The sequence below is a fragment of the Faecalimonas canis genome (assembly GCF_054601575.1).
Window position 1 is genome coordinate 1 of record NZ_BAAHSI010000009.1, and the last position, 24,253, is coordinate 24,253.

General features: G+C 38.0%; 18 protein-coding genes, 2 tRNA genes and 1 riboswitch. Of the genes, 2 read left to right on the plus strand and 18 right to left on the minus strand.

The window, feature by feature from the left end; all coding sequences use genetic code 11:
• Positions 1-195: 195 nt before the first annotated feature.
• The 18 genes from ACYPXO_RS02910 to ACYPXO_RS02995 all read right to left on the minus strand — a co-directional run bounded on the left by ACYPXO_RS02910 (position 196) and on the right by ACYPXO_RS02995 (position 20,394).
• Positions 196-285 (minus strand) — tRNA-Ser (locus tag ACYPXO_RS02910).
• Between the two features lie 51 nt (positions 286-336).
• Positions 337-422 (minus strand) — tRNA-Ser (locus tag ACYPXO_RS02915).
• Positions 423-496: 74 nt separating this feature from the next.
• On the minus strand, positions 497-1,003 hold the full coding sequence (locus ACYPXO_RS02920) for a DNA-deoxyinosine glycosylase (RefSeq protein WP_459639192.1): 507 nt from the start codon (positions 1,001-1,003) through the stop codon (positions 497-499).
• Entirely contained in the window at positions 996-1,703 is a 708-nt protein-coding gene (ispD, locus tag ACYPXO_RS02925) for a 2-C-methyl-D-erythritol 4-phosphate cytidylyltransferase (protein ID WP_459639193.1), read from the minus strand. Before ispD ends, ACYPXO_RS02920 begins: the two co-directional genes overlap by 8 nt.
• 1 nt (position 1,704) lies before the next feature.
• Complete coding sequence (gene tsaD, locus ACYPXO_RS02930) at positions 1,705-2,733, minus strand: tRNA (adenosine(37)-N6)-threonylcarbamoyltransferase complex transferase subunit TsaD (RefSeq protein WP_459639194.1); 1,029 nt, start codon at positions 2,731-2,733, stop codon at positions 1,705-1,707.
• Positions 2,734-2,743: 10 nt separating this feature from the next.
• Positions 2,744-3,655, minus strand: coding sequence for a ribonuclease Z (locus ACYPXO_RS02935; RefSeq protein WP_459639195.1), 912 nt, complete (start codon positions 3,653-3,655; stop codon positions 2,744-2,746).
• A 10-nt stretch (positions 3,656-3,665) separates the two neighbouring features.
• Positions 3,666-3,896: a hypothetical protein gene (locus ACYPXO_RS02940; protein WP_459639196.1), complete on the minus strand. Its 231-nt coding sequence runs from the start codon at positions 3,894-3,896 to the stop codon at positions 3,666-3,668.
• A gap of 111 nt (positions 3,897-4,007) precedes the next feature.
• Entirely contained in the window at positions 4,008-4,454 is a 447-nt protein-coding gene (rimI, locus tag ACYPXO_RS02945; RefSeq protein ID WP_459639197.1) for a ribosomal protein S18-alanine N-acetyltransferase, read from the minus strand.
• On the minus strand, positions 4,451-5,173 hold the full coding sequence (gene tsaB, locus ACYPXO_RS02950; RefSeq protein WP_459639198.1) for a tRNA (adenosine(37)-N6)-threonylcarbamoyltransferase complex dimerization subunit type 1 TsaB: 723 nt from the start codon (positions 5,171-5,173) through the stop codon (positions 4,451-4,453). Before tsaB ends, rimI begins: the two co-directional genes overlap by 4 nt.
• A gap of 4 nt (positions 5,174-5,177) precedes the next feature.
• Complete coding sequence (tsaE, locus tag ACYPXO_RS02955) at positions 5,178-5,606, minus strand: tRNA (adenosine(37)-N6)-threonylcarbamoyltransferase complex ATPase subunit type 1 TsaE (RefSeq protein WP_459639199.1); 429 nt, start codon at positions 5,604-5,606, stop codon at positions 5,178-5,180.
• Between the two features lie 13 nt (positions 5,607-5,619).
• A complete protein-coding gene (locus ACYPXO_RS02960) occupies positions 5,620-6,126 on the minus strand; it encodes a YcxB family protein (protein ID WP_459639200.1) in 507 nt (168 codons plus the stop codon).
• An 85-nt stretch (positions 6,127-6,211) separates the two neighbouring features.
• The gene (locus tag ACYPXO_RS02965) at positions 6,212-6,547 is read right to left on the minus strand and encodes a cyclic-di-AMP receptor (protein WP_459639201.1); all 336 of its coding nucleotides are present in this window, start codon (positions 6,545-6,547) and stop codon (positions 6,212-6,214) included.
• Between the two features lie 62 nt (positions 6,548-6,609).
• Positions 6,610-7,212, minus strand: coding sequence for an ECF transporter S component (locus ACYPXO_RS02970; RefSeq protein ID WP_459639202.1), 603 nt, complete (start codon positions 7,210-7,212; stop codon positions 6,610-6,612).
• Positions 7,213-7,314: 102 nt separating this feature from the next.
• A riboswitch (FMN riboswitch) is annotated at positions 7,315-7,433 on the minus strand.
• Positions 7,434-7,480: 47 nt separating this feature from the next.
• Positions 7,481-8,014: a hypothetical protein gene (locus ACYPXO_RS02975; protein ID WP_459639203.1), complete on the minus strand. Its 534-nt coding sequence runs from the start codon at positions 8,012-8,014 to the stop codon at positions 7,481-7,483.
• A 102-nt stretch (positions 8,015-8,116) separates the two neighbouring features.
• The gene (locus tag ACYPXO_RS02980; RefSeq protein ID WP_459639209.1) at positions 8,117-10,273 is read right to left on the minus strand and encodes a Tex family protein; all 2,157 of its coding nucleotides are present in this window, start codon (positions 10,271-10,273) and stop codon (positions 8,117-8,119) included.
• A gap of 124 nt (positions 10,274-10,397) precedes the next feature.
• The gene (locus ACYPXO_RS02985) at positions 10,398-17,507 is read right to left on the minus strand and encodes a glycoside hydrolase family 2 TIM barrel-domain containing protein (protein WP_459639204.1); all 7,110 of its coding nucleotides are present in this window, start codon (positions 17,505-17,507) and stop codon (positions 10,398-10,400) included.
• 207 nt (positions 17,508-17,714) lie between these two features.
• Positions 17,715-19,205: a UDP-glucose--hexose-1-phosphate uridylyltransferase gene (galT, locus tag ACYPXO_RS02990; protein ID WP_459639205.1), complete on the minus strand. Its 1,491-nt coding sequence runs from the start codon at positions 19,203-19,205 to the stop codon at positions 17,715-17,717.
• Positions 19,206-19,227: 22 nt separating this feature from the next.
• Positions 19,228-20,394 carry a galactokinase gene (locus ACYPXO_RS02995; protein WP_459639206.1) on the minus strand — a complete coding sequence of 389 codons (1,167 nt, stop codon included), beginning with the start codon at positions 20,392-20,394 and terminating at the stop codon, positions 19,228-19,230.
• A gap of 267 nt (positions 20,395-20,661) precedes the next feature.
• Here ACYPXO_RS02995 and ACYPXO_RS03000 point away from each other — a divergent pair, with 267 nt between their 5' ends.
• Positions 20,662-22,494, plus strand: a complete 1,833-nt coding sequence (locus tag ACYPXO_RS03000; RefSeq protein WP_459639207.1) for an NAD(P)-binding protein — start codon at positions 20,662-20,664, stop codon at positions 22,492-22,494.
• The gene (locus ACYPXO_RS03005) at positions 22,488-24,230 is read left to right on the plus strand and encodes a [FeFe] hydrogenase, group A (RefSeq protein ID WP_459639208.1); all 1,743 of its coding nucleotides are present in this window, start codon (positions 22,488-22,490) and stop codon (positions 24,228-24,230) included. Before ACYPXO_RS03000 ends, ACYPXO_RS03005 begins: the two co-directional genes overlap by 7 nt.
• The last annotated feature ends 23 nt before the right edge of the window (positions 24,231-24,253 follow it).

Sequence of the window (24,253 nt, forward strand, 5' to 3'; positions counted from 1 at the left end):
TTATCAATGTTCTGTTTTTATCGTTCTCTGTCGAACGCTAGATTATATTATCATAATCTTTCTTGCTTGTCAACAACTTTTTTCATTTTTTATTTTTCAACAAACTGTTGTTTTCTCAAGTGCTTTGCTATATTATCATATCTCGCTCGCATCTGTCAATACCTTTTTTGAAATTTATTTTTAAATTTCAAAAAACGGAGAAAGAGGGATTCGAACCCTCGCGCCGCTATTAACGACCTACTCACTTTCCAGGCGAGCCCCTTCGGCCAACTTGGGTATTTCTCCCCGCTGCCCTTTTCAGTAAAAAAACTATCAAGTTATTGATAGTTTTTCCAACGCAGAGGGTGGGATTCGAACCCACGCGCCCTCTCGGACAAACGGTTTTCAAGACCGCCTCGTTATGACCACTTCGATACCTCTGCATAACTTATTTATTTGTGTGTCACTTGTTTACCTCAGCGACAAGATGTATTCTAGCACATAGTATATTTCATTGTCAACACTTTTTTTCAATTTTTTTATTTTTATTTATTATTGCCCATTCTGATACTAAACGTTCAAGAGAATAAGCGGCATTTGCCGGACTTGTAGACGGTAATTTTATGTCCTCTATTCCGGTTTTCTTTTGACAATATTTACGATAAAGGCGACTTGCTGTTCCGCCGTTCGTATATATATGTGTTATTTTGCCCACACTTAAAATCATCCCCAAATCATTCGGAATAACATTTTTAATACTACTGTCACTGGAACCTTCTATATCACAAGAGGCAATTACATCCCATATTGCAATATGATTTTCTAAAAGCATACCCTGTTTTTCTTCTATCGTACATGGTACATTCCAACCGGTAACGGCAGCAATCACTTTCCAAAACCTATTTTGAGGGTGATGATAGAAGAAATTCCCCTCCCTTGATTTCACAGAGGGGAAACTCCCTAATATTAATATTTCCGAATCTTTATTAAATATAGGCTTTATATTATGTTCTTCTCTAGTCATCATATTTCCTCTTTAAAAATACTTTCGCTATATCCAAATCTTCCGGCGTAGTTATTTTTATATTTTCATAAATTCCTTCTACCAATTTCACTTTTTTGCCCAACATTTTTTCTACAACCATTGCATCATCTGTCGCCTGCGAATAGCCTGATTGTATCATTTTTTCATATGCCTCTTTTACCATATCCGTCTGAAACACTTGGGGTGTCTGCACCTGCCAAACAAAACTACGATCGGGAGTTTCACTGATAAACGTTTCCTTATCAGCAATCTTTACCGTATCTTTCACAGGCATACCTACCACACACGCTCCAAATATACATACTGAGTCATAGGCTCTTTGTATAATCTCTTCCGATACGAACGGTCTGGCTCCATCATGAATAAACACATACCCTTGATGCGTAATTTCTCTTAACCCATTTAAAACCGAGTGATAACGTTCCGCCCCGCCCTCTATGATTTTCTGCACTTTTGTAAAATGGTATTTTTCTACAATTTCTTTTTGACAGTATTTCTCCTGCCCTTTTCCTACCACAAGTATAATATCATCTATAACAGATGATTTTTGAAAAGTTTCCAACGTATGACAAATAATTTCTTTTCCATCCAGTTGAATATATTGTTTTTGTATGGTTGTTCCCATACGCTTTCCCTGCCCTGCCGACAGTACAATCGCAGTACATGGTTTTTTGTTCATTTTATCGCTCTCCTAATTTTAAATTTGGCACTGCATTTAAGTCCCAACCGTGACGCGTTCCTTTTAAATATTCATAATACGCCGCCACACCTATCATCGCAGCATTATCTGTACAGAAAATAGGAGATGGATAATAAAATTCTATCCCTTTTTTCTTACAGGCATCTTTCATTGCCTGACGAAGTGTACTGTTTGAAGCCACTCCTCCTGCTATTGCAAGTTTTTTCATGCCGTATTCATCAACTGCACGCATGGCATTTTCTACCAGCACATCTGTTACCGCTTTCTGAAAAGATGCCGCAATATCTGCCTGATTAAATGCTTCGCCTTTCATCTGACAGCCGTTAATATAATTTAATACTGCTGATTTTACACCGCTAAAACTAAAATCATATGGAGCATCATTTATGTGAGCCTTTGGAAATGTAATTGCATCCGGATTTCCTTCTTTTGACAATTTATCAATCTTTGGTCCTCCCGGATAGCCCAAACCAATCGCACGGGCAACTTTATCAAACGCTTCCCCTGCCGCATCATCTCTCGTCCTTCCGATAATTTCATATTCTCCATAGTCTTTTACGCACACTAAATGCGTATGTCCTCCCGAAACCACAAGACAAATAAACGGAGGCTCTAACTCCTTGTTTTCAATAAAATTCGCAGAAATATGCCCCTCGATATGATGTACGCCAATCAACTGTTTTCCCGTTGCGTATGCAATGGCTTTTGCTTCCGCAACCCCAACCAAAAGTGCCCCTACAAGTCCTGGACCGTATGTGACACCTATTGCATCTATATCGTTTAAAGTAACATTTGCTTCTTCTAACGCTTCCTCAATAACCTGATTAATTTTTTCAATATGTTTTCTTGACGCAATCTCAGGTACTACTCCTCCATATAATTTATGCAATTCTATCTGGGATGAAATAACATTGGACAACACTTCTCTTCCGTTTTTGACAACTGCTGCCGCCGTTTCATCACACGAACTTTCTATCGCTAATATTAAAACATCTTTTGTTTCACTCATAACTTCTCCTTTATTCTTCTGCAAATTCCAGCGTTACGGACATACAGTCTTTTCCCGCCTTTGCGTTTGGAAAAATATTTCTCACATCATCCATAAACTCTTCCGGCTTTGTCAAAGACGGACTATAGTGGGTAAGCCACATTTCTTTTACCTCAGCTTCCTTCGCAAGTCTGCCCGCCTCCGTAAAAGTCATATGTTTATATTCTATTGCTTTCGCCGCCTTTTCTTTCTCACCATACATTCCCTCACAGATAAATAAATCTGATTTTGCCGCATGGATTTTGATAGACTCTGTCGGTCTTGTATCTGTTGTATAAGTTAATTTGATTCCTTTTCTCTGTTTACCCAACACCATATCCGGTGTATAAATCTTTCCATTTTCCTCTATTGTATCGCCGCGTTGCAAAAATCTCCAATATTGTTTTGGTATTTCCTGCTCCATTGCACGTTTTACATCAAACTTACCGGCACGATCTATTTCCAGCGTATATCCATAACAGAGTACATTGTGATTTACGCGAAATGCCGTCAAACGATAACCGTTTAATTCAAAAGTCTGCTCCGCCCCCTCAATTTCTACATAATGAATTGGAAACGGTAACTCAGGCGCAATTACACGAAGCGCCGTTACAACCCTTTCCAAACCTTTCGGACCGATTAAAGTAAGCGGTTCTTTTCTGTCTGCATTTCCCATTGTTAATAAAAGTCCCGGCAATCCGCTTATATGGTCGCCGTGATAATGAGTAAAGCAGATGACATCTATCGGCTTAAAGCTCCAGCCTTTTTCTTTGATTGCTATCTGAGTTCCTTCACCACAGTCAATTAACAGACTGCTGCCGTTAAACCTCGTCATAAGCGAAGTCAACCAGCGATAAGGAAGTGGCATCATTCCTCCGCTTCCTAACAAACATACATCTAACATTCTCTTCTCCTTATCGTTGTTCTATAGGGATAAGAAAAGTTGCAGTAAATTCATCGTAACATTGTTCACACAAATCAAACGAATGATCTTCATTGTCTTTTTCGGACGGGTATCCCCATCTTTTTTCGACCTGAAGCATATCTTCTACAAGCCTTCCGTTTTCCACAACAATTTCTTTTCCACATTTATTACAAATCACTTTTTTTACTTCTAAAATTTCTTTTGTTTTATATTGTTTCATACAATTCCTCCTACGAATGTCTGCCATATTGTTTTCAGGTACTCATTCATTATAGCCCGTTGTATGTCCCAATCCCAGTGGGAAGTGTTCCCATATCTGCAAGTTTTTCTCTTATTGCATAGAAATTGTTTTACTCATTAAAATTGCATTTTCCATCGGATTTTCATAGAAATTTTTACGAATACCGTCTGCGACAAACTTCTGTTTTGTGTAAAATTTTCTCGCCGTCACATTGCTTTCACGTACTTCTAAAAGTATTCTTGCTATATTCCGTTCAAGACAAATTCTCTCTGTTTCTTCAAGCAATCTACTTCCCACCCCTTCATGCCTTTTGGTTTGTTGCACTGCGATTTTTGCAATTTCTGCCTCATCAAGCACGCAGTAGACGATACAATATCCTACTACTTCTCCCTCTTCTTTCGCCACAATAATAAAAGAATGAGGCTCTCTCCACGTTTCTTCAATCCCAATCTGTGTCCATGCATCTTTAAATATTTCTTTCTCTAATTCTGCTATCTGTACACTGTCTTTTTCTTCCATTTCCTGCAAAATTATCATGCGTTCTTTGTTTCCTTCGCTTTTTCTCTCTCGATTCGCTCTCTTTCAGCCTGAGAAACACGTAAATAATTTGGCTCGTGTTCTCTTGCACTTTCCGTTTTGCCTTGTTTTAAATATTCTATCCCTAAAAGCCCTACAGAAGACGCCCTTTGTCTATTCATATTTGCCGGAGCAAATGTAAACGGTATAGAAAGCCCTTCTCTTAAGCAGTCCGCATATACCGGAACACCGTCCCCTAAGAAAACGGTTTCCTCTCCCATTTCATTTAATTTCTGAATCAATTCATCAACAGCAATCGCCATCTGTTCTTCCAAAACTTCCAATTTTCCTTCTGTAAATCGATATATTCCTGTATATACCTGCTTTCTTCTCGCATCCATTATCGGACAAACAACTGCCGAACTGCCATATAAATTATACGCCATCCCTTCCAAAGTAGGAATGTGAATTAACGGTTTATTCAGCGCCAAACCAAGCCCTTTTGCTGTTGCAGAACCGATTCGAAGTCCGGTGAAAGACCCCGGTCCTCCCGCAACCGCTATGGCATCTATCGTCTGTAAATCCATATCTGTCATTTTCACAATCTCATCTAACATTGGAAGCAACGTCTGCGAATGTGTCTTCTTATAATTGACGGTGTATTCCGCAACTGTCTGCTCCTCCTCCACAATGGCAACTGATGCCACAAGTCCTGAACTGTCTAATGCCAATATACGCATATCCTTATTCCCTTTCCGTAATTGTTATTCTTCGATAGTCAAATCCTTTTTCTAAATCTTTCTCTATGATAATTTCCCGTCTTTGTTCCGGAAGAATTTCCTCAATTAAATTCGACCATTCAATTAGGCTCACACCTTGTCCGTAAATGTAATCCTCGTATCCGATTTCTTCCATTTCTTCCACATCACCTATACGGTATACGTCGAAATGATAAAACGGTAGTCGTCCTTCCTCATAAACCTGCACGATTGTAAATGTCGGGCTGCTAATCGGTTCATCAATCTCCAATCCTTTAGCCAATCCCTGTGTGAACACTGTTTTTCCCACCCCCAAATCTCCGATGAGGGTATACACATCACCCGCTTTTGCTTCTTTTCCAATCTGTACACCTAATTCAAATGTTTCTTTCGCATTATTTGTTTCTACTATCATCTTTCTTCCTTTTCTATCTTGTATGTCTGATTTTCACTCTTTTTGCAGGTATGTTTTTTGAAATCATTTCCACTACTTTCATATAATCATCTCCCATATTCTCTCTCGGCAAAATAATTGCACGAACACGAGTGATATACAAAATAAGAGATTTGCTTGTGGAAACAACTTTCGCAAAATCTTTCCATTCATTTAACGCACTTTCTTCATTCTGTGAAACCGTAATTCCTTCTTCAGAAATCTCATATTCCAAAGGTTCTTGGAACATCGGTGTATTTTTTACCTGATTTTTTGCCGTTGCTTTTAAAGTCATTGGTGTTGACATAAGTACAAATACGGCTATGGCAAAGAAAAGAACCGCCGTCTGTATATCTCCCGCCGTTCCTTTCGCTACGGAAACGCCTAATAAGAGAACCCCTAAAATCGCTCCTACAAGCCCCGTCATACTCGTATAATTATGATACAACAAAAAATCGTACATTATTTTGTCCGTCATGTTTACTTTAAATTTTACTGTCATCTTTCTTCCCTACCATTTCTTTTAAATAAAATAGATGTGCCATAAAATTATAGCACACCTATACATTCGTTACAACTTTGCCCTTTTAAATTTTCCAAAACTCCGCTACATCGACAACAAAAACAATCGCTCCTCCTGCTTCGACTTTAATCGGAGTGTACGCATAATTCGGTATCTGCATACCTTCACTCAAATAAGGGGTTACAATCTCAACTTCTTCCCTCTTTGCACAGGTTTCTTTCAATACGTCCATAACTTCTTCAACTTTATCATCCTCTGTTCCTATCATCAGAGTGCAGTTATCTTTTCGTAAAAATCCACCTGAACTTGATAATTTCGTTACTCCAAATTTTTTCTTATTTAATTCTTTTGCCGCACCTTTAGCATCCTCAGCATGTACAACCGCAAATATCAGTTTCATTTCCATCACTCCTTATGTTTTATGGATTTTCTTATCTGTTATTATAACACATTTTTTTCCAATTATCTCTTCATTTTAAAGATAGGACTGATTTTTTTATAAATCAATAAAACAATAACGGATACCAGCACTCCTTTTAATAAATTAAACGGTGCAACGGCAAAAATAACAAATGTAGCCAAACCTGTTATTGATGGATTTACTTCCGTTCCCATTTGAATCAAACTGTCAATCGGAAGTTCAAAAGCATTCGCATAAACCGGTAATAGTATATATGCATTCAAAAAACATCCTAACACCGTCATGCATCCTGTTCCTGCTACCATTCCGATAAATGCACCTTTTTTTGTTTTCATCTGATGATAGATAATCCCAGCCGGCACACTTAAACCGCAGCCAATCAAAAAGTTTGCCATATCACCAACCCCTGCTGTTGTCGTTCCGCTGATAAGCATATTTAACAATACTTTGATAAATTCTATCGTTATACTTGACAACGGTCCAAGTGCAAAACTCCCCACTAAGACAGGTATCTCACTAAAATCAATCTGATAAAATGCAGGTGCAAACGGAAGTGGTATCTCAAACTGCATTAAAATAACAGCCACCGCCGACAACATTCCTATACTTACTAACGTTCTTGCATTTACTTTTTTTCTACTCATGTTTTCTTTCCTTTCTTTCTAAAAGGAATTCTTCTTTAGTTTTGTACAAAAAAACTCCCAAAAGTTTATACACTCAGGGAGTTTTCTGCTTACACACAAAACGATTTTCTTCTCTCTTCCAGACTTTACTGTCGGTTTTGGACTTACACCAAATCAACCATTCTCATGGCTCGCGGACTGTTACCGCCGGTAATGAATTTCACATCTCCCTGAAGAATCCTTTATTTTTTTCTTATTATATCTCTTTTTACTGCGTTTCTGCAAGTATTTATATAAGAACAAATCGCATACACAAATAACAAAGTGCTACAATTCCTCCTGAAACTAAAAGGACGGTTGACGTATTTTTTACTTTCCGAGAAACATTAGCAATTACTATTAAACTTCCCACCCCTACAATGCACACAAAAATCCAACGTAAAAACAAATAAACTATAACCGACATTTGACTAAATTTTTCAAATCCCGAAAGGTATCTTATTTGTTCCAGAAGTCCTGTCAACTGCTGTTCCTTTATTCCATATATAATAAACATACCCTCCACAAAAGCAGTCAAAACCAACACAGTCACTATTAAAATAATCCATTTCCGTCTTTTAACTTTCATTTGTCCATCGGGTATCGTGTTCCATATGGTATCCATTCCCGCAATCTGTTCCATAACAAAAGTTTGGAAAAATGCAAGTGTAATAATCAGCAATAAAATTCCCATTCTTTTCATAAAAGTAGCTTTATCAAGCAAATAAGAAAAACCTATTTCATTTAGAAAAACACCTTTTTCACCAATCCGCTCTGCCTGCAATTTTACCTGTTCAAATGCCGGTTTACACTGTAACTTTCTCTCTTTATCAAAATTTTCTTTCTCTTCTATACCTTTTTAAATTTTCTCCTATTTTCATTTGCCCTACGAAATCCCTTTCATCGTCAACTGAATTCTCTTCTTCTTCACATCAACGCTCATCACCTTCACGTCCACAATATCTCCCACACTCACTGCTTCCAATGGGTGCTTAATAAATTTCTTATCTGTAATCTGTGAGATATGCACTAATCCGTCCTGATGTACCCCAATATCAACAAAAATACCAAAGTCAATCACATTTCTTACTGTTCCTTTTAAAACCATTCCCTCTGTTAAATCTTTCATTTCTAATACATCTGTCCTTAAAATCGGTTTTGGCATCTCATCACGAGGGTCACGTCCCGGTTTTTCCAGTTCTTTTATAATATCTTTTAAGGTAATGTCCCCTACCCCTAACTCCCGAGCCAGTTTCTTTTCGTCTTTTATTGTTTTAGAGAGTGTAGAAAGTTTACCTTCAGCAATATCCTGAAGAGAAAATCCTTGTTTTTCCAAAAGTTTCTCTGTTACTTCATAAGATTCAGGGTGTACACTTGTACTGTCCAAAGGGTTTATTCCTCCTGTTATTCTCATAAATCCCGCACACTGTTCAAATGCTTTCGGTCCTAATTTTGCTACTTTTAATAATTCTTTACGACTTTTAAAACGTCCGTTTTCTTCACGATACGCAACAATATTTTTTGCTACCGTGGAGGAAATTCCTGAAATATAAGATAGCAATGGTGCAGACGCTGTATTTAAGTCTACCCCCACTTTATTTACACAATCTTCTACAACACCTGATAAGGTTTCACTTAATTTTTTCTGATGCAAATCATGCTGATACTGACCTACACCGATAGATTTTGGATCAATTTTTACCAATTCTGCCAATGGGTCCTGCACACGTCTTGCGATTGATGCAGCACTTCTCTGCCCTACGTCAAATTGTGGAAATTCTTCTGTTGCCAGTTTACTTGCCGAGTACACAGACGCTCCCGCCTCATTCGTAATCATATACTGTACATTTTCCGGTATTTCTTTTAATAATTCTACGATAATCATCTCTGATTCTCTTGAAGCAGTTCCGTTTCCAAGGGAAATCAATGTAACTCCATATTTATGGATAAGTTCTTTCAATGTTTCTTTTGCCTGTGCAATCTTCTGTGGTGTCGTTGGTGCCGTCGGATAAATAACTGTTGTATCCAAAACTTTTCCTGTTTCATCTACTACTGCAAGTTTACAACCGGTACGAAATGCCGGATCCCAACCGAGTACTACTTTGTTCGCAATAGGCGGCTGCATTAATAACTGTTCTAAGTTTTTGCCAAAAACAGAAATCGCTCCGTCTTCCGCTTTTTCCGTCAGTTCACTTCTAACTTCACGTTCAACTGCAGGGGAAATCAGACGTTTATAACTGTCCTCTATAGCATCTTTTAAAATCGGCGTTGTATAAGGATTATCACCTTGAATCACTTTCTTTTCCATATATTGAAGCACTTTTTCTTCAGGTACTTCTATCTTTAATTGCAATATTTTCTCTTTTTCCCCACGATTTAGGGCGAGAATACGGTGTCCCGCCAATTTATTAACCGGTTCTTCAAAATCGTAATACATTTCATAAACAGACTCTGTGTCCGCATCTTTTGCCGTAGAAATTAATTTTCCCTGTTTTGCGGTAAAATTGCGAAGATAAATACGATAATCTGCCTCGTCTGAAATATATTCTGCAATAATATCTTTCGCTCCCGCAATCGCTTCCTCGACAGTTGCCACCCCTTTTTCTTCCGAAATATATGCTTTAGCACTTTCCTCAATAGGTTCTGTAGTTTTTTGCATTGTAATCAATGCTGCTAACGATTCCAGACCTTTTTCTTTAGCAATCGTTGCTCTCGTTCTTCTCTTCGGTCTATATGGACGGTACAAATCATCGACAACAACTAATGTTTCCGCCTCCACAATCTGTCTGCGAAGTTCTTCTGTTAATTTTCCCTGCTCTTCAATACTTGACAGTACCTGTCCTTTTTTCTCTTCCAAATTTCTTAAATATGTCAATCTTTCAAACAACTGTCTTAACTGCTCATCATTTAAAGAACCTGTCGCTTCTTTTCTGTAACGTGAAATAAACGGAATTGTATTCCCCTCATCTATTAATTTTATCGCTGCCTCTACCTGCCATTTTTTTACTCCTAGCTCCTCTGTTATTTTCTGATTTATATTCATCATGATTTTATCTCCTCTTTCTTTCAAACAATGCTTTCATTATACTCTCTTCTCCCTTTAATCTCAACGGTATATGAAATGCAAAATGGGACGAGATTTTCTTCTCGTCCCATTCTGTATTTAACTATCTGTTTCTTTTTCTCCATACAAGAACAACTGCCGCTGCTGCTAACATAATTGCTCCCGTTTCAGCAATCGGTGAAGTATCTCCTGTTTTGGCAGGTCTGTTACTTCCGCTCGGATTTTCTGGTTTATTTGGATTTTCCGGTCCTACCGGTTTATTTGGATTTTCCGGTCCTACCGGTTTATTTGGATTTTCCGGTCCTACCGGTTTATTTGGATTTTCCGGTCCTACCGGTTTATTCGGGTCTTCTGGTTCTACCGGTTTGTTCGGGTCTTCTGGTTCTACTTTCGTCAATGCCTCTTCTGCTGCAAGAAGTTTTGTCAATACTTCTTCCACTGCCTGCTGAGTTGACTCCTTATTCTCAAGAACTTCTTTCGCTTCTTTTAGTGCTTCTTTTAGTACATTTACACTATCTTTTGTATAACCGTCTAAGTCTAATTTTTCAATACGGTCTATCGCTTCCTGTAATTTACTGAAATCTGCACGATTTTGTACAGAAGCTATTGCATCATTCAATGCTTTTGCTGCACTGTCAATCTGTTCTTGTGTTACGCTCTCATCATCTTTTTCAAATGCTTTAAGTACATTCTCTGCTGCTGTCTTTGCTGCCTGTACTCTTTCCCATGAAGATGGAGTTACATTTTCTTCTTTTACATCTTCTGCTTTACTAATCGCATCTTCTAATACTTTTACATCCGCTTTTTTCAAAAGTTTCCCCTGTGTGTCTAAAAGTACAACTTTTGCATTATTTACCGCTTCCTGAGTTGCATCCTCATTAGCAAGAACTTCTTTCGCTGCTTTTAATGCTTTTTCAAATACTTCATAAGATTTCTTTGTATAAGTATCTTTATTCACTGCAATTTCATCGGCTTTTTCAACCGCTGATTTTAAATCACCTATAAATACAAGTTTATCTTTAGCATCTTTCAATGTATTGTAAGCGTTCTGTACTTCCTCTTTTGTAGGAACCGCTTTCTTTAATACATCTTTTGCATGATTTAATGCTGTTTCCATTTCATTCCAACCTTTGTTGAAATAATTGTTTTTTTGCAGTTTTTCACATGCATCAACTAAATACTGTAAATTTTGTTTGTCTGCCTCTGTTGCTGAATTATCTTCTTCTGCCTCAAAGTCAAGCCAAAGTACAACATTTTCTGCTTTAGGATCTGTTGCTTTATTTAACTGTTCTGCATTTAATACCTGATTAAATACTCTTACCTGTTCAAAAGTAAGTTCAGACTGTCTTCCGACCTTCTGAGGTTCATATCCTACAGAGAATGTATTTTCACTCTTATGAACAGACATTGTTCCTGCTTTTTCTGTCACTTCATTGTCAACATAAACTTTCAATGTCTTTCCGTCATAGGATGCTGATAATGTATGCCATTTATCAAAGAAATCATTTGAAAGTTGTTCTGTTGTTGCCTGTAACCACGATGTTCCATTACTGATGAATGCATCAATATGAACATCATTTCTGTTTCTATCGTAATAGATACGGTAAGCAAAACTATTGTCACCCATACTTGCAATCATATTATGTTTTTCATGTGGGTTCGTCTGATCCCATACACCTGTGTCTGCAGATTTTACAGATGCCGGAACATATACTCTTGATGATACGGTAAATGCATTATTTCCTGAAATAACATTATTTACCACTTTATTCTTATCATCTACAGAGAAATAGCCTTTTAAAGCACCTGCTTCTGTTTTCTCGCCTTTTGTAAACTGTGCTGTATTCGGAAGAACTGTGTCTAATTTATTTTTACTTAAGTCAAAAATTGTCTGTTCTTCCTGTTCAGGTCTTGCCGTAATGGTAATCTGAGCCTCTGCCGTCAATTCTTCTTTACCATTTACGTTTTCCGCCTTCAATACATAATTTCCTGCTTCCGCATTTTCAGAAACAACTAGCGTTGCTTTTGTGTAATCTTCCGCACTATACTGTACTTCAATACCTTCTCCATTAAATCCATCAGCATCTAAAACAGACCATTTTACGCTTGTCAATTTTGCATTTGCATTATCCGGTACAAGTGTAAATTCTTTTGAGTTGCCAACTTCAATTGCTGCTTTTGAAGGGTCGATTGTTACTTTATAAATGTTTTCTTTATCTCTGTGTCTAATATCTTTCATATCTACCCAGAGTGCTACATTTTCATCTTTTGCCTCAATGGCAGGTTTATCACTGTTTTGTGCCGCAACTTCTTCTGTCGTTAATGCTTTCTCATATACACGGACAGATGAAAAATCTGCTGCTGATGCTCTGTTTGTTGAAGGACATCCTCCAATTGTGAAATCATAATCAGAATGTGCAACACCTTCCTGTGTACCCGTGTTTTTCTCCTGCATTAATTCTCCGTCTGCATATAATCGGATTTTATGATTTTCATCGTCATATACACCTACAATCTGATGTTCCTTTCCAAACCAGTTTGCTTTCTGTTCAGAAGTCATCTTATATTCAATGCTTCTCCATTTTCCACCTGCATAAATATGGAAATCAATGTAACTGTCTGTTCTTGAACGAAGTGCGAATGCCTCGTCGCCTTTTCCTGCAAACATATTATAATCCAATGAGCCTGTAGGAGTTACTTTTGCTTCTACTGTAAAGGATTTATTTCCTTCCAAAACAGGATTCAATACTTCGTTAAACGGAACTGCAAGTTTTCCGTTCATCACAACAGTTTCACCGTTCTTTTCAAATTTTGCAGAAGATTCGTATGGAATTTCTAAAGCATTTTTACTTGAATCCTGAATGTAAGTTTCTTTGTTCTCTAATGCTTTTACTTCTTTTACATATCCTTCTACTAATTTGCTTCTGTCTTTATCCTTATTTACAATGGCAGCCTGTTCTTTTGTCATTGCATTTACAGCAGCCTGTAATTCTTCTACTTCTTCTAACTGGCTGTAATCATATACAACAAAAGAATCAATACGTTCAATTAAAGACTGAGCATACTCTTTATCATAGTCTTCTCTGTTGAAAGAAGAAACCTCATGATAAGATTTTGCCATGTTACCTAATGTTTCTGCATTTGCATTTTTATCTGCCGGAATCATTGTAAATTCCCACTCATATACTTTGCTTGATGGTAATTGATACTGTGGTAAAGGTCCAGGTCCGCAAGTTGCTCCACCCGTTCCAAGTGAGCCATAGTTGACACTTAAGATTGTTTCTTTTCTCGGAGTTAATCCGTAAACATGTGTAACTGCATTCAAATCATCCGGTGTAAAGTGAAGTGCACTTGCCTCTACTTTATCTTTTGCAGAAATCAAAAGCGCCGTGTTACTGTTATCACTCTTAACTGAAATCCATTTCACATCTGTAAGGTTTCCTGTATCATCTACTTTTAAGTATGGATAGAAGAAATCTGATACCGTACTTGTGTAGATACCCTGTCTTGCATTTGTTTTTCTATCGTTAAATGTTTCTACAGGTCCGTTTCCATACCATGTTACATCTTCAAATCCTTCCGGAAGAGTCATCATAGAACCAACGCGAATAAATCCACCCATAACTTTATTTGTTGCATCTACGGACATCTTGATAGAAACTTCCCCATTTCCATTGATTGTATACACAATCGTTTCTTTTGTCAGGTTCGCAGCTGGGAATACCATATTTGCCGTAATGACATTCTGTCCTGCTTCATTTTTCGTTGCTTCTACAGATTTTACATTAATATTTTTTGCTGCATTTTTCCATCTACTATCAAATGATTTTTTATCATTTTCTACAAGTCCTCTCCAGAAGTTTGGAACAGGTCCTTGCTGTACTAAAGTTTCACCATTATATGTGTAGTTTTTCATTGTACCTGTTGCTTTATCAATAGAAAATGCAAACTTTTCACCTTTTACTTCAAAGGCTTTGTCTGTTTCATTTACTGTTACATCTTTATCACTTACCTGTGGTACTGCCTGTTCTACAGTAACCGGTACTGCTATCTGTGCCCATGACATTTCAGCACCCTTTTTAGCCCACTCCGTATCTTCTTTCAGACTTACGGAAATATTCAAATAATATTCGCTTCCTGCCGGAATTTCTTTTGGCATAGTAAACGGTACTTTAATTTTTCCGGTTGTCTGAGGAGCGACATCAGGATTTTCTACCTTTCCTGACTGAATTTCTTTACCATTTTCCATTAACTGCCATGTCACATCATATTCATTTAAGTTTTTGAAATTACTTTCATTATATACTTTTACCTGACGTGCATCTAAGTCGGCAACTTCTGCACTCATCCAGAAATTCTGATACTGATATTTTACTTCCATTAATTCCGGCTGAGGATTTCTGTCCGGACTGATTAAACCGTTTTCACAGAAACTGTTATCATTTGGGAAATCTCCCCAATCTCCGCCGTATCCATAGAATTTACCTTTAATTTCATCTGCATATAAATTTGTGTGTGCATTTTCTGTTGCGTAATAATCCCATTTACCTGCGTGTACTTTTGTATGCTCATCTGCATAATCTAACCACAATAATATACTCTTGTCATTTGATGGAATTGCTGGTGTTGTGGAATTTTGAGCCTTTAACTCTTCTGCTGTAAGCGCCTTGCTATAAATTCTTGCTATAGAAATCTGACCATCCACTTTACGTCCGTGTTCACTGTCATATCCTACACCTACAGGACTGCTTCCCGCTGCAATTTTATCTGCTACATTATTTGTTGCAAGTTGTTTACCATCCACATAAATACTAATCTTACCTTTATCATACACGCCGGCTACCTGATGCCACTGGTTTTCCCAATTTTCAGGGAAAGCACAAGAAACGCTCTTCCAGTTATTATCCGCATAGACGAAAAATTCCAAACCGTTTCCTGAACTCTGCGTCTTCAACGCAACCTGTGTATCTCCTTTCGATAAGAATACACTGTTCTGAGATGATGATGCAGGTTTTACAATCGTTTCAAATGTAAATGATTTACCTGTTCCGGATAACGCTGCATTATATTTATCATTTTCTGCCATAATCGTATATCCATTGAATGATTTTCCGCCGTTCATACTTCCTTCTCCGGCATTATCGATCCAGTTTTCTTCTTTACCGACTGCATTTCCTGATACACCTGTTTTATCCGTCACACCGTATTCATAACCTAGTTTATCTAAATCAACTGCTCTAGATTGATCTACCCAGTCCCAAACAAATGCTCCGAGCATATTATCGGCACTTCGGATAGCATCCCAGTATTCTTTCAGGTTACCGATAGAGTTTCCCATTCCATGTGCATATTCACAAAGTACATACGGAATCTTTCCTTCTCCCGCTCTGCTCTGTGTTGTAGGAACATCCGGATACATATTACTTCCCATATCAGTTCCCATTTTATCATTCTGCCCCTCACTATGTACCGGTCTTGTCGGGTCATTATTTTTGAAATACCAAATCATATCTCTAAACATTCCGTTAGAAGTGTTAGGATCTGACGTATATACCATCTCATTACCAATTGACCAAATAACAATTGCAGGATTATTCTTTAAACGTTTATATGCCGTTTCTGTTCTGTCCATAGTCAATTCATAGAACAACGCTTTCGCAGGATTGTTGTGCATTAAATCATGGCTTTCCAAGTTTGTTTCACCAATCATATACAATCCATAAGAGTTACATAACCAGTAAAAATAATCATCATTACTATAATGAGATGTTCTCACTGCGTTTAAGTTATTCTGTTTCATTAACTTAACATCTTCACGCATTGTTTCCTGCGGAACTGCTTTTCCATAAAATGGGTCTGTATCATGACGGTTTGCACCTTTCATTAAAAGACGTTCTCCATTAACCTTAATAGGATCCCATTTCTTTGTTGTCACATTATAGTTTTTGTCTACTTCTGTGCGTGTAAATTCAATTTCTCGGAAACCAAGTTGTGTAGAAACTGTTTCTACCTCTTTTCCACTTTCATCTACAAGTGTTAAAACAAGTGCATACAAATTCGGATTCTCTGCTGACCAAAGTTTTGGATTTGCTACCTTTGTTTTCAATTTTACTGTTTTTGTCTTTGTTGATACAACTTCTTCCACCGGAACAGAAACATTTCCCAAAATATCATTTCCGTTTTTATCCAATGCTTTTGCCTGAATTTTATATCCGCTCTGTGCTGCATCCGAAAGGTTTCTTACGTCCGCTGAAATTTCAAGTGTTGCACTCTTATAAGAAGAATCTAAATCTGTACGAACCGCATAATCTTTAATCTGCATAAGCGGTGCGCTTGTCAAATATACATCACGGAAAATACCGCCGTCATAAATCATATCCTGATCTTCAAACCATGTGCCATCACAGAATTTATGTACTTTAACGGCTAAAATATTTTCGCCTTCCTTTAAATAATCCGTTACGTCAAAGTGATGAGGGCTATAACTGTCCTCACTGTAACCTACTTCTTTACCGTTTACATATACATAATATGCTGATTCAACTCCGGCAAAATTCAAGTACACTCTTCGCCCGTCATTTAACATTTTGTTATCTACCGTAAATGTTTTGCGATAAAGACCTACCGGATTGTAATTAGCCGGAGCATTCGGTGCAAGTACAATAGGATCGTATTTAGCCTGCCATGGCATCAATACGTTTGTATAAATTGAAAAGTCAAAGTCATCCCTCGTCCAACTCTTTGGTAATTCAACTGATTTCCATCCATCTTCAGTTTTTTTCTGATAATCTTTTGTCATGAAACCGTTTTCACCCATGAATTTCTGCGCCTGTTCCTGATTTTGCACAACAGTCAAATCCCATTTTTGATTTTTGCCTGTAAGCAATTGGAAATACTCTGAGTTTTCTCTCGCATTGTAGTCCCAGACCGCACCTGCTGCAGATGCCGAATTTTGATAAGGAATGATACTGACTCCTGCATCTTCCCTGTTAATTCCGAATACATCTTCTGCTTTTACTTTTTTTCCATCAACATCTTTGTAGTCTTTTCCCGTCCATTCTTTGTGTGTAAATTTTGTCTTGTTCACGTCTGCTTTGATTTCTTCCGCCGGTGCTAATGGCTCTTTTGCCCGGACGGTCAATGACCCATATGGGACACTCGTTCCAATCACTGCTGCCGTCAATAGAAGGGTAATAATCCGTTTCTTCTTCATACGTTTTCCTCCTTTTCCATAATTTTACAAATCGCATCTATTTATATTATAAACCGACTTTTTTATGTTTTCAGTATATTTTTTTAGGAAAAAGGTATGATTTTTTAATATTTTCAGTGAGAAAAATAAGACAGGTAAAAAAGGGACGGGGTAAAACTCAATTGGGGACGTAGTATTTCTTAATTTTACTACGTCCCCAATTGAGTTTTATAACACGGAAATGAATTTTCTGAATGCTTTTCTTCCTTCTTCATTGCATTTGTACACACCCGCATCTTCCAGTACGTGTGTAAATACAATTCCAACTTCTTCCTGCAAAATATCCATAATATTTTCTTTTGTTATTTCAGGATATTTTGGAAGGAATGTGTCTACCCATGTTTTATGTTTTTCAATTTTTTCATTTGAACTGATATCTTTTCCTTCAACGATGTAATCGGCAAGGATTTCCATTTCTTCTTTTAATCTTGCCGGAAGAACTGCCAGCCCCATTACCTCAATCAGTCCGATATTTTCTTTTTTAATATTATGCCATTGAGCGTGTGGATGATATACACCGAGCGGATGCTCTTCTGTCGTAATATTGTTTCTAAGTGCCAAATCTAATTCATATGTATCTCCGACTTTTCTTGCAATCGGTGTAATTGTGTTATGTGGCTCTCCGTCTGTTTCCGCATAAATAAATGCGTCTTCATCTGTGTATCCTCTCCACTTATCTAAAATATGTGCACCTAACTCAATTAATCTTGTTTCTTCTTTTCCTCTTAAGCGGATAACTGATAATGGCCAATGTACAATTCCCGCTTCCACATCTTCAAAACCGTCTACTGTAAACGTTTCTTCCATCGGCGCTTTTGCCATCGCAAAAGTATAATTTCCACCTTGGAAATGGTCGTGACTTAAAATAGAACCACCTACAATAGCCAAATCCGCATTAGAACCCAAGAAATAATGAGGGAATAATTTTACAAAATCAAACAATTTGATAAATGTTTGTTTTTCGATTTTCATCGGCGTATGCTGCCCGTTAAATACGATACAGTGTTCGTTGTAATATACATATGGAGAATACTGAAATCCCCATGCACTGTCGTTAACGGTAATCGGCATAATACGGTGATTTTCGCGGGCAGGATGATTTACTCTTCCGGCATATCCTTCATTTTCCACGCAAAGTTGACATTTCGGATAGCTGCTTGCTTTACTGTTTTTCGCCGCTGCGATTGCCTTTGGATCTTTTTCCGGTTTGGAAAGATTAATTGTAATATCAATCTCTCCGTATGGACTGTCTACTTTCCATTTTCTGTCCTTGCATACACGGTAACGACGGATATAATCGCTGTCCTGACTTAATTTATAGTAATAATCTGTAGCTTCCTTCGGAGAAATTTCGTATTTCTTTGCGAAAGTTTCCTGTACCTGTGCCGGACGTGGAACAAGACAGTTCATCATTTTTGTATCAAATAAATCGCGATATACAATACTGTCCTCGATAATTCCTCTTGCACACGCCTCATCTAACAATTCTTTTAAAATTTCTTCCAAATTTAATTCTTCGCCTTCAATGGAAACATCCTCATATTCGTCTTCCTTGAATAATTCCAACAATAAATTTGTTGTATAAATGCGTTCGCACTCAGGTGTTAACCCTGTTTCCACACCATATTCTACCAGTTTTTTAATACTTTTACTTAACATGATTTCCTCCACAATTTCGATTTTATGCCAATACTCCAGCTCCATCTCCGATGTCCACTACATAAAATTCTGCTTTATGTCCTACTTTTTCTTCATATTTCTGACCGATTGTTTCAATAAAATTATCTACCGCATCATTTTTTACAATGCTAACTGTGCAGCCGCCAAATCCGCCTCCGGTAATTCTTGAGCCGATTACTCCTTCTGTTTCCCATGCAAGATTTACTAAAATATCAATTTCTTCACAAGATACTTCATAATCATCTCTCAAAGAAGTGTGTGACGCATTCATTAATTTTCCAAATGTTTCGATTTCATTTGCCTTTAGCGCCTCTACCGCTTTAATTGTTCTCTGGTTTTCATATACGGCGTGTTTTGCACGTTTCTGTCTGATAGGAGATTTGATTGCATCTTTGTGCGCTTCAAATTCTTCTTCAGATAAATCTCCCAATGTTTTAATGTCTACCACTTCCTGCAATTCTTTTAAGGCTGTTTCACATTCATTTCTTCTGTCATTATATGCAGAGTCTACAAGGCTATGTTTTACTTTACTGTTGACGATAACGATTTTGGCATCTTCCAGTACAACCGGTGCATATTCATAATGAAGCGTATTTGTATCCAAGAAAATTGCATTATCTTTTTTTCCCATTGCACTTGCAAACTGATCCATAATGCCACAGTTACATCCATTGAAATTATTTTCTGAATACTGTCCTATTAATGCAATATCCACCATGGAAACATCAAATCCGAATAAATCTTTTAAAACAACTCCTGTCAATACTTCCAAAGAAGCAGATGAAGAAAGTCCTGATCCGTTTGGAATATTTCCATAAATTAAAATATCCATACCGCTTGTTAATTTGTATCCTCTTTTTTCAAATGCCCACATAACTCCCTTTGGATAGTTTGTCCAGCCTGCCGCCTCTGAAGGAACTAAATCATTCAAATTCGATTCAATAATTCCCAGTGAAGAAAAGTTTGCTGAATAAAATCTTAAGATATTATCTGTTCTCTTTCTTACAATCGCATATGTACCTATTGTAAGTGCACATGGGAATACGTGTCCTCCGTTATAGTCTGTATGTTCACCAATTAAGTTTACTCTCCCCGGCGCAAAATATGCTCTCACATCTTCGTCTGTTCCGAATATTTCTTTAAACTGTTCAATTAATTTCGCTTTCACTCTTCTATTCTCCTTTGTCCTTAAATTTATTTCAAAGTATTCCGTGCAAGGTGTAATACACGCTCTGCGTGTATTATACCATAATCTGCACTACTATCAAAGTTTTTCATTTATTTTTCTGTGATAAATTAACTACTATAATGTTTTATTAAAAAACTTCAATTTTCTCCATTGTAAACTTTGTCTATATTTTAACTTTTATTGAAGATTTTATTGTTATATATTACAATAAAGATTATAAATTAAATTCTATTGAGAGGTGATTGTATGAGCAGACTGGAAATTGCTACACCCAACAAAGCACAGGTCGTTGTAGAAGGACTCTATAAAGATTTGGAACGAAGGATTGAGGCAAGTCCTCCGGGATTATGTCCTGTAGATATGGCAAGGGCATTCCTTGAACTTTGTCACGCACAGACTTGTGGAAAGTGTGTGCCATGCCGTGTTGGTCTTTGGCAATTGAAGAATTTACTTACAGATGTATTGAACGGAAATGCAACTTTAGATACACTTGATTTAATGGAGGACAGCGCATTATCAATTATGCAGTCTTCCGACTGTGCGATCGGATATGAAGCAGCACATATGGTATATAAGGCTCTTATCGGCTATCGCGAAGATTTCGAGGAACATATTCGTGAAGGTCGCTGTACCTGTACATATAATCAGCCTGTGCCTTGTGTTTCTCTCTGCCCTGCAAAAGTAGATATTCCTGGATATATCGCTCTTGTCGGAGAAGGCCGATACGAAGATGCCATCCGTTTAATCCGAAAAGATAATCCGTTCCCTACAACCTGCGGTTTCATCTGCGAACATCCTTGCGAAGCACGATGCCGTAGAAATATGGTGGACGATGCCATAAATATTCGTGGATTAAAACGCTTTGCGGCAGATTATGCAGGAAAAGTTCCGCCGCCAAAATGTGCCGAATCCACCGGAAAACGTATTGCCGTTGTGGGCGGAGGTCCGGGCGGACTGAGCAGCGCCTACTATTTACAATTAATGGGACATCAGGTAACCGTATATGAAATGCTTCCAAAACTGGGCGGAATGCTTCGCTACGGTATACCAAACTACCGTCTTCCAAAAGAGCGTTTGGATGATGATATTAATGCAATTTTACAGACCGGAATTGAAGTAAAATACGGATTGCGAATTGGAAAAGACATTACAATCCAAAGTCTTCGTGCCGAATATGATGCCGTATTAATTACAATCGGTGCAAGTACAGATAAAAAACTCGGCATCGAAGGCGAACACGCTGAAGGGGTTCTTTCTGCCGTACAATTTTTGCGTGATGTAGGCAAAAATCAAAATCCTGACTTAACAGGACAGGAAGTTGCCGTTATCGGCGGTGGAAACGTTTCCATGGACGCCGTCCGCACTGCTGTTCGTTTAGGTGCAAAGAAAGTAAGTATTGTTTATAGAAGACGTATCGCTGATATGACTGCCCTTCCTGACGAAATCGAAGGCGCTGTTGCAGAGGGAATTGAAGTACAGACATTAAAAGCCCCTTCCAAAATTGATGTGGACGAAAACGGTCATGTAAAAGGACTGTATGTTACCCCACAAATGATCAGCAAAATTAAAGACGGACGTGCAAGCGTAAAACCTACGGGTGAAGAAGATATTTATATTCCATGTACAACACTTATCGTTGCCATCGGACAGGATATTGAATTTCAGCATTTTGAAGAGGCCGGCGTTCCTGTAAAACGCGGAAGAATTATGTCTGAAAAATACGGCGGTTTCGATGATATTCCGGGAGTATTTGCAGGCGGTGACTGTGCTACAGGACCTGCATCCGTTATCAAGGCAATCGCTGCGGCAAAAGTTATTGCAGCAAATATTGATGAATATTTAGGATTTAATCATATTATTTCCTGTGATGTAGAAATCCCTGAGCCTAACTTAGATGACAGAACTCCTTGTGGAAGAGTAAATATGACCGAACGTGAAGTCTGTCAGCGTATCCACGACTTTGAAGGCGTGGAAAACTGTATGAGCGAGGCGGAGGCAAAACAGGAAGCATCACGCTGTCTGCGTTGTGACCACTTTGGCTTTGGCATATTTAAAGGAGGTAGAGAGAAATTATGGTAAATTTAACAATTGACAACAGACAAATTTCCGTGCCTGAAGGTACTACTATTCTAGAAGCCGCAGAGCAGAACGGAATCGCTATCCCCAGATTATGCTACTTAAAAGGTTTAAATGAAATAGGCGCCTGTCGTGTATGTGTTGTTGAACTTGTCGGAAAAGAACGCCTCATTCCTTCCTGTAACAATGTAGTGGAAGAAGGAATGGTTATTTACACAAATAGTCCGAAGGTCCGCATGAACCGTAAAAAAACCGTAGAATTTCTTCTCTCTCAACACGATTGTCAATGTACAATCTGTGCAAGAAGCGGAAATTGTACACTCCAGACAATCGCCAATGACTTAAATATTATTGATATTCCATTTAAACAGCGTTTGGAAAATATAGAATGGAACAAAGACTTTCCTCTTATCCGTGACTCCGCAAAATGTATCAAATGTATGCGCTGTGTACAGGTTTGTGATAAAGTGCAAAATCTTCATGTATGGGATTTGGAAAGTACAGGTTCTCGTACAACCGTACACGTTTCCAAAAACCGTAAAATCGAGGAGGCTGACTGTTCTCTCTGCGGACAGTGTATCACTCACTGCCCGGTAGGCGCTTTGCGTGAACGCGATGACACAGATAAAGTATGGGAAGCTATCGACAACAAAGATAAAATTACAGTTGTGCAAGTTGCTCCTGCCGTTCGTGCCGCATGGGGCGAGGCTTTAGGACTTAGCCGCGAAGAAGCAACTATCGGAAAAATCGTGGATGCTCTCAGACAAATGGGATTTGACTATGTTTTTGATACAACATTTTCAGCCGACCTCACAATTATGGAAGAAGGAAATGAATTTTTAGAACGTTTCCTTTCAGGAGAACTAAAATCAAGACCGATGTTCACTTCCTGCTGTCCGGGTTGGATTCGTTTTATCAAATCCCAATATCCTCATTTAGTTCCACAGTTATCTACCGCAAAATCTCCTCAACAGATGTTCGGTACGGTAATGAAAACGTATTTTGCTAAATCTATCGGAGTAAATCCTGAAAATATATGTACAGTTTCCATTATGCCTTGTGTAGCGAAAAAAGGGGAAAGTAACATGGAATTGTACTATGAAGAATACGCAGGACATGATGTAGATATTGTTCTGACAACAAGAGAATTAACTAGAATGATTCGCTCTTCACACATTCAGCCATCCACATTAGTCGATGCAGAATGCGATCGTCTGATGCAGGACGGCAGCGGTGCCGGTGTTATTTTCGGTGCAACCGGAGGAGTTATGGAAGCGGCTTTACGTTCTGCATACTATCTTCTTATGGGAAAAAACCCTGATGCAGATGCATTCTCCGTAGTACGAAGCGAAAAATTCAATCAAGGTGTTATTTCCGCCGAATTTACTATCGGCGATGCTAAAATTCAGACTGCTGTTGTAAGTGGTTTAGGAAATACCTGTAAACTGATAGACGCCATTGAGCATGGTGACGTTCACTATGATTTCGTAGAAGTTATGGCGTGTCCGGGTGGCTGTGTAGGCGGTGGCGGTCAGCCAATTCATGACGGTGAAGAACTCGCTCATGTTCGTGGCGAAAACTTATACTATCTGGATAAAAATGCGAAAATCCGTTTTTCTCATGAAAATCAGGACGTTTTAAAATTATATGAAGACTTTATGGAAAAACCATTATCCCATAAAGCACATATGCTTTTACATACGGATCACAATGCATGGGAAATGCCAAAAAGACGATAAAAAAGAGGCTATCGGTTAATACC

Bases quoted from the DNA above. Each gene is read 5' to 3' on its own strand.
- ACYPXO_RS03005 (WP_459639208.1), top strand. From the start codon at position 22,488: ATGGTAAATTTAACAATTGACAACAGACAAATTTCCGTGCCTGAAGGT.
- tsaD (WP_459639194.1), bottom strand. From the start codon at position 2,733: ATGAGTGAAACAAAAGATGTTTTAATATTAGCGATAGAAAGTTCGTGT.
- ACYPXO_RS02985 (WP_459639204.1), bottom strand. From the start codon at position 17,507: ATGAAGAAGAAACGGATTATTACCCTTCTATTGACGGCAGCAGTGATT.
- tsaB (WP_459639198.1), bottom strand. From the start codon at position 5,173: ATGCGTATATTGGCATTAGACAGTTCAGGACTTGTGGCATCAGTTGCC.
- rimI (WP_459639197.1), bottom strand. From the start codon at position 4,454: ATGATAATTTTGCAGGAAATGGAAGAAAAAGACAGTGTACAGATAGCA.
- ACYPXO_RS02980 (WP_459639209.1), bottom strand. From the start codon at position 10,273: ATGAATATAAATCAGAAAATAACAGAGGAGCTAGGAGTAAAAAAATGG.
- ACYPXO_RS02940 (WP_459639196.1), bottom strand. From the start codon at position 3,896: ATGAAACAATATAAAACAAAAGAAATTTTAGAAGTAAAAAAAGTGATT.
- galT (WP_459639205.1), bottom strand. From the start codon at position 19,205: ATGTTAAGTAAAAGTATTAAAAAACTGGTAGAATATGGTGTGGAAACA.
- ACYPXO_RS02965 (WP_459639201.1), bottom strand. From the start codon at position 6,547: ATGAAACTGATATTTGCGGTTGTACATGCTGAGGATGCTAAAGGTGCG.
- ACYPXO_RS02960 (WP_459639200.1), bottom strand. From the start codon at position 6,126: ATGACAGTAAAATTTAAAGTAAACATGACGGACAAAATAATGTACGAT.
- tsaE (WP_459639199.1), bottom strand. From the start codon at position 5,606: ATGATAGTAGAAACAAATAATGCGAAAGAAACATTTGAATTAGGTGTA.
- ACYPXO_RS02935 (WP_459639195.1), bottom strand. From the start codon at position 3,655: ATGTTAGATGTATGTTTGTTAGGAAGCGGAGGAATGATGCCACTTCCT.
- ACYPXO_RS03000 (WP_459639207.1), top strand. From the start codon at position 20,662: ATGAGCAGACTGGAAATTGCTACACCCAACAAAGCACAGGTCGTTGTA.
- ACYPXO_RS02920 (WP_459639192.1), bottom strand. From the start codon at position 1,003: ATGACTAGAGAAGAACATAATATAAAGCCTATATTTAATAAAGATTCG.
- ACYPXO_RS02970 (WP_459639202.1), bottom strand. From the start codon at position 7,212: ATGAGTAGAAAAAAAGTAAATGCAAGAACGTTAGTAAGTATAGGAATG.
- ispD (WP_459639193.1), bottom strand. From the start codon at position 1,703: ATGAACAAAAAACCATGTACTGCGATTGTACTGTCGGCAGGGCAGGGA.